The sequence below is a fragment of the Spirochaetales bacterium genome (assembly GCA_016930085.1).
Classification (GTDB): Bacteria; Spirochaetota; Spirochaetia; order SZUA-6; family JAFGRV01; genus JAFGHO01.
The window spans coordinates 47,337-53,699 of the sequence record JAFGHO010000050.1 but is presented as its reverse complement, the minus strand read 5'-3'; the positions used below and the strand labels follow the sequence as shown (position 1 = coordinate 53,699).

5 protein-coding genes are annotated in these 6,363 nt (G+C 51.9%); 2 read left to right on the top strand and 3 right to left on the bottom strand.

The genetic code is table 11. The features are described from left to right. Positions 1-998 (top strand): hypothetical protein (locus JW881_08380; GenBank protein MBN1697514.1); only part of this gene is annotated, 998 nt, incomplete at its 5' end. A 208-nt stretch (positions 999-1,206) separates the two neighbouring features. Further along, positions 1,207-4,227 (top strand): response regulator, encoded by a 3,021-nt coding sequence (locus JW881_08375; GenBank protein ID MBN1697513.1) that lies wholly within the window; start codon positions 1,207-1,209, stop codon positions 4,225-4,227. A gap of 57 nt (positions 4,228-4,284) precedes the next feature. On the opposite strand, the gene JW881_08370 is transcribed toward JW881_08375, so the two are convergent. The 3 genes from JW881_08370 to JW881_08360 are packed head-to-tail and all read right to left on the bottom strand — an operon-like array spanning position 4,285 to position 6,237. Beyond that, complete coding sequence (locus JW881_08370; protein MBN1697512.1) at positions 4,285-4,722, bottom strand: hypothetical protein; 438 nt, start codon at positions 4,720-4,722, stop codon at positions 4,285-4,287. Positions 4,723-4,768: 46 nt separating this feature from the next. Beyond that, a complete protein-coding gene (locus JW881_08365) occupies positions 4,769-5,788 on the bottom strand; it encodes a FecR domain-containing protein (protein ID MBN1697511.1) in 1,020 nt (339 codons plus the stop codon). After that, complete coding sequence (locus JW881_08360; protein ID MBN1697510.1) at positions 5,785-6,237, bottom strand: hypothetical protein; 453 nt, start codon at positions 6,235-6,237, stop codon at positions 5,785-5,787. The genes JW881_08365 and JW881_08360 overlap by 4 nt, the downstream gene beginning before the upstream one ends. Between the last annotated feature and the right edge of the window lie 126 nt (positions 6,238-6,363).

Below are 6,363 nucleotides of genomic sequence, written 5' to 3'. Positions count from 1 at the left end.
TCCGCTGCTCCCCTGCCAATGAAGAGCGCATCATCCCGCCCTCTTCCGGCACCTACACCTTTACCGTTTCCTGTGACGGCGTTTTGCATGATTCGGCCGTCATCCACGTCGGAGATCTCCCGACGCCCCCGCCCACACCCCCGCCCCCACCGACACGAAGCAAACTGACAATTCATACCGCCTTTTGCAACGGGTTCGGGGAATCCGGTCAATTTATTCAGGCCGCCCAACCGGGATTCGTAAAAGTGCTGAATGAAGTCGGCTGGGTAAAACAGATCAAATCGGTCTCCCCCAATACCAGGGTAATCGCGAGACTATTCATACCGAATCAGCCGGCGGGAAAAGAATGGGACGAAGCGGACGCACGGGCACAGGCGCAACTCTGGTGGAACCAGTTCGGGAATACGATTTTGAACAATCCCGATGTCGATTACTGGGAAGGACTGAACGAACCGGGTGTCGGAAGCGAAGGCGCGATGGTGTGGTACAATGCTTTTGAAGTCCGCCGTGTCGAAATTCTCGCCCAGCACGGCAGAAAGGCCTGTATCGGCAATTTCAGCCAGGGCACCCCGGATGTCACCAACCCTGCCATCATTCAAAGGTTTTACGAAGCGATCGATGCGGCAATGGCACACGGGGGAATATTGGGGCTTCACGAATACGACGCCCCATCGATGATCGGGGACGGATGGCACACACTGAGGTACCGGAAATTATACAATCAATACCTCATACCGACCAATCGCGTGATCAATGCCGTTATTACCGAATGCGGCATCGACGGGGGAGTCATCGGCCACGGCGGGGGGTGGAAAGATTTCACGAACGCTCAGGACTATGTCGAGCAGTTGAAATGGTATGACGACAATCTGCGCCAGGATGCTTACGTACTGGGCGCCACGATATTCTGCATAGAGATGTTGGGCGGATGGGGAAGTTTCGATATTTGCGGCGAGGCAAGGGTACTGCTTCAGAATTACTGCCGGCAGTCGAAGTAATAACGAAAAAACGCCCCCGAGGGCGCTATATCCGATGAAGGCCTGTCCGAACATTATCGGACAGGCCTTTTTTTACCTGCCAAAAGAAAATCACAGCCGGTGTATGCCTTCTGCGGCATATCCGGTGTCCGGTATATCCCATGGTATAAGAAAATATACCGATCAGCATATAATTTTTTCGCACATAGTGGTCTATGAATAAAAATAGATGAGAAAATTGAAAAATAATCGTCGATCGAAAACGTTTCCCGCGATACTGGCAATTATTGTTACCGGTATCATTGCTTATTCCTGTCATTCCGGTTTACAAAAAACGGCACCATGCATTCAGAATGGCCGTATCGATACGGGCGATTGGGAATTCGAGAAGGACGGGATAATCGACCTGACGGGGGACTGGAAATTCACATGGATGCGGGACGATCCCGATTTCACCGGTACGGATTACGATGATTCGGCATGGGAAAATTTCAAGGTGCCGGGCAACTGGAATGACCGGACGGGAGAACGTTTCGGGTATTGCTGGCTCCGTTTACGGTTGAAAAGCAATTCGAAAACCCCCATCGGCCTATACTGCAAAATGAGTCTCACTTCATCCGTTTTCTATGTCAATGGCAAAAAAATCGCGGAATCCGGAAAGGCCGGCGATACCAGAAAAGGGTCTGTGCCCAGATTCCTTCCTGTCATCATTCCCCTTCCCCCGGATACCCGGGAATACGTCATATCCTGGAAAATATCCAACTTTATCAACAATTTCGGGGGACCTTCCCATAGTCTCAAGCTGGGAACGATGAACCAGTTGACGCGGCACCTGTGCATGGATATTTTTCAATACGCGGTTATTCTCGGTATCCTGTTTATGATGTCCTGCTATCATTTTGTTCTCTGGCTGGAACGAAAGAGTGACAGGGCAAGTCTCTATTTCTTCGTTTTCTGTATTATATGCTTCGTGCGCTATTTGAATTTGAAAATCGATGTGATATTACCCGCGACACTCCCGCATATTTTCAGCGTCCGGCTCAAACTGGAAGGGATATCGGTCATATGGGCCTTTCCGGTTTTTATTTTATATGTGAAAGAGCTTTATACGATAAGGTGGCCCGCCGTATTCAGGAATACCGTCCGCGCCGGCCTCATCTTTATCGTCCTTGAAACGATATATATCCTTATCGTCCCGGCATGGATCGTTGCCGGAATGGTCTTTGCCTTTTACTTTACCATAGCCATATATTGCGGATATATATTTTATATACTGATGAAAGCCCGTCGTACCGCGCAAAAGGAATTCCCTTACATTTTCGGGGGATATCTCATTTTTCTCTTTTTTATCGTCTATAATGTCGTGACCGTATTCATACGATCCCTGCCCTCGAATCCGGACAGTGTTCATTACGGCAATATCGTCTTTCTCGTTCTCCAGTCGATAATCCTTTCCAAACGATTTTCCCGTGCCTTTAAAACAGCCGAATACCTCAGCCTGAATCTCAAAAAGGAAGTCGAAGCCCGTACAAAGGAATTACATAGCATAAATACGCAGCTCAAGGAAAAAGACCGATATAAAACAGAGTTCTTCCAGAATATCACCCATGAACTCAGAACACCCCTGACCCTCATCCTCGGGCCCCTTGAGAATTTGATGAATACCACATCGGGGCTTCCGGAAAAGGCCGCCGGGTTGATCTCGGGCGCACGGCGAAACGCTTACCACCTGCTTAATATAATCAACCAGGTCCTCGACCTTTCAAGGATAGACGCGGGCCGGATGCAGCTTTCCCCCGAGTATTTTGATTTTTCTTCATTAATGGCATCGATTCGTTCGTCCTTTTCTTCCCTGGCTTCGAGCAGGAACATGAACTGGACGGTCAACGTCCCCGGCGGGCCTGTTTCCGTCTATTCGGACAGAAACAAGATACTCCGAATCCTTTCGAACCTCCTTTCCAACGCATTCAAATTCACTCCGGACGGGGGCTCCATATGTCTGGAAACGGCATTCCCCTTTGCCCCGGAAACCTATCGGACAAAACCGCACGTCCGGCCCCATACTTCGGGAACGCCCGATGAAATGTCCACGGGACTGCTGAAAATCGTCATTTCGGACAATGGGATCGGTATACCGGAGAAAGAACTACCCTTTATTTTCGAACGCTTCCGCCAGGCGGACGGTTCCAGCACGAGGAGATACAGCGGTACGGGGATCGGGCTTTCCATCGTGAAAGAATATATCGGCCTCCTCGGCGGGAGTATATCGGTGCAAAGCGCGCCGGGAAAAGGGACGACCTTCACCATCCTCCTCCCCGCGTTCAGGCGCCCGGCTGAGGAAAAAGAAAACGCTAAAGCCGGTAGCGCCGTGCAATCCGGTTCCCTCCACACGGCGGACGGGGGGGCGTCGGACGGCGGGATCGACTGCGTCCTGAAACCCGAAGGCGGCCCGGTATACGACCATCACCGCTATTATGAGGATGCCGTCTTTGTCCATCCCTTTATCACGCCGGAAACCGGGGCTCGACATGATGCGGTTGAAAGCGGAGGAAGCTCCCTTTCCCCCGGGAAGACGACGGAAGCGGCAAAAAAGAACATCCTGCTGGTAGAGGATAATGAAGAGCTGCTTTCCTACCTGGGAGAAACCATCGGGACCCGTTATAATGTCGTCACCGCGCGGAACGGGAAAACCGCTCTGGAAACGTTGAAAAGCATGCGGCATCCCCCGGATGTGATCGTTTCCGATATCATGATGCCGGTCATGGACGGATGGGAGTTTCACCGTACGGTAGCGGAAATCCGTGAGTACCTGCATGTCCCCTTTCTTTTTCTGACCGCCAGGGTCGACGACAAACTCCGCGGCCTCTCGCTCGGGGCCGTGGATTATATCTGCAAGCCGTTCCTGATCGACGAAGTCGTCCATAAAATAGATTCCCTCGTAAAGCTGAAGGATCACCAGAAACGGGCGGACACGATTCAACTCCGGGAACGGCTTTTCCGGTTTTTCCTGGACGGGGACGGGGAGGAAGAAACACACACTGAAATTTTTGACGAACGGTGCAGGCTGTACAATATCACGGAAAAGGAAAAGCAGATTATCCTGCTCGTCAGGCAGGGGTACGCGGACAAGGAGATCGCAGACCGGCTCAATGTCTCCCCGCATACGGTAAATACCCATCTGAAAAACATATATAAAAAGTGCCGTTCCAATTGCAGGATCGATATGCTGAACAAGTTCACTCATAATTGATCGTTCCGGTAAGCGAAGGACCGCTGAGGCGCAGTGCGTGTGAAAGAACGCGGAGGGCTATTCCCGCTTTATTTCAAAGGTTCCTCCATCAAGATCGAATTCCTTGATAAGCCAGTCATCACTGTCGTTTGCCTGCATCATGATGAGTAAAAGAGAAAAAGAATCATACTGATGTGAAAAAGTCCCCGTCAGCTGTTCCTGCCCTCCTCCGATAGACGTGGGACCGCTTGAAATCGTAATCGTAAACGGCTCGTTATCATAATCGAGCGGGCTGCCTTCGAAAAAAGCGGGGTTTTTTATCTGATCGTACATCGCCGTCTCCTGCGGGTGAAAGTGGAGGTAGATATCACCCCTGCCTGATGTGTTCAAATCGTCCTCGAACATTGAAATCCGCTGTTCGATCGAGACCGGAAACAGATCGCAGGAAGCGAGCCCCGCCATCAGAAGGGCGGATAATGCCAGAAACGTCACAAGGTAAACACAATATTTTTTCATCGATCATTCCTCCTTTCAGGGTAAAAAACCGGGCATCGGATCACGGTCAGATGTCCGCCGCGACGAGATGGGGGACCACGTGTCCGGTATAGGATGAGAGGATCTCACCGTATACCCGGAGAAAGGCTTCGTAGACCGTGTTTCCCCTCTTATTAATATAGGACGTTTTCATCGTCACGTACATCCTTCCGCAGACATAGCGTCGAAGCGACAGCGCGGAAAGAGCATAATAGCGGACATTGAGGTACCGGTAGCTTGTTTCGACCTCGATGGGGAATACCGTCTCCTTGTAATATTTTTCACGCTCGTTCTTCTCGTTTTCCCCAAAAGCTTCGAGTTTCCCGTGTGCCTCGTTCCTTCGGTAGAGACTCTCCTTATGGGCCTCAAGTTCCTCTTCGAGTTTCGCGATGAGGACGTCCATCTGCCTTTTCACCCGCCCGATCGCCTCGACCGGGTCCTTATCGAACTCCACGAGGCGGGCTTCGTTCCACGTTCTGAAATCGAGTTTGCCCCGAAGAACCGGGAACTTTTCTCCGGGCGCCTCGCCGGGCCTGACCTCGACCCCTTCTTCCGCCGCGAGTTCGACCGACTCGCCCGCCGCGCTGACCGCCACCTTCCCTTCGTCGACGGCGATAAGGCTCGCGCCGTCGATCCCGGTAAAAACGGAAAAGGCGGTACCCCTGACCCCCAGCACGGCACTCTGTGTTGTAATGAGGGGGCCGTTTTCGTCTTCGGTGAGGCTTTTCATCTTGAGATATACCGAGCCCGCGAGGCACGAGAGGACATCGGTCTTTTTCCCTTCCTTTTCCGTTTCCATGAGTTTGAATATGGTGTTTTCGTTGATCCGGATCAGGGAGCCGTCGGACTGCACTTCCGCGTATCCGTCAGGACCCGTGATCACCGAATACCCGACGAGAAGCTCGTCGCCTTCGACTGCTTCATACATCGCGCCCTTTAGGTCCCTGATATCGACCTCCCCGTCGGCGTAATCCAGGTAGGAATCCGCCGTACAAATCGCGGGGGTAAAACACGCAAATGTCAAAAAAAGCACAATCGTTTTTTTCATAGCACCGGTCCTTTGAAGCCGTAGAGGAGCGTCCGGTTCCCCCTGCCCCGTGCGGTCAGGAAGATGTACTCCCCTTCGTTCGAGCTGATATGCGACACCACGGCCGTCGGGGGGACGTATTTCCGGAAAAAAACCTCCACCTCCATGGCCGGAGAAAACTCCCGGTAGGTTTCCTTTCCGGTTCTTTCAACCGACGTCACGACCGCGCCCGTGATGCCGAACCCCGACGCGGCGAGGTTGTTCCAGAGTGCCCTCATATCCGCACTCATCATCACGATTTCCCCGTCCAGCAGAAAGGGGGTTCGGGAACGTTCCGCCAGCCCGGCGCCGTCACCGTCATTGATCAGTCCTATAATATCTATAAGCGCCGTCTCCTCCTGCCGGACATTGAGGGTCGCGCACATCGTAAGGGAAAAAAGGAGAAAGAGGGGGAGTATTTTTCTTGCCATGGCAGACTCCTTTTATCGTTAGTCTCTTTAAGAAAAAGTATACTACACGGAAGGCGAAAAATAAAGTGAAACAAAAAAAAGTCGGGGGAAATGTCGCGCTTTTCGAGGAAGGAACGGAGGACAAGA

Bases quoted from the DNA above. Each gene is read 5' to 3' on its own strand.
- JW881_08375 (MBN1697513.1), top strand. From the start codon at position 1,207: ATGAGAAAATTGAAAAATAATCGTCGATCGAAAACGTTTCCCGCGATA.
- JW881_08370 (MBN1697512.1), bottom strand. From the start codon at position 4,722: ATGAAAAAATATTGTGTTTACCTTGTGACGTTTCTGGCATTATCCGCC.
- JW881_08365 (MBN1697511.1), bottom strand. From the start codon at position 5,788: ATGAAAAAAACGATTGTGCTTTTTTTGACATTTGCGTGTTTTACCCCC.
- JW881_08360 (MBN1697510.1), bottom strand. From the start codon at position 6,237: ATGGCAAGAAAAATACTCCCCCTCTTTCTCCTTTTTTCCCTTACGATG.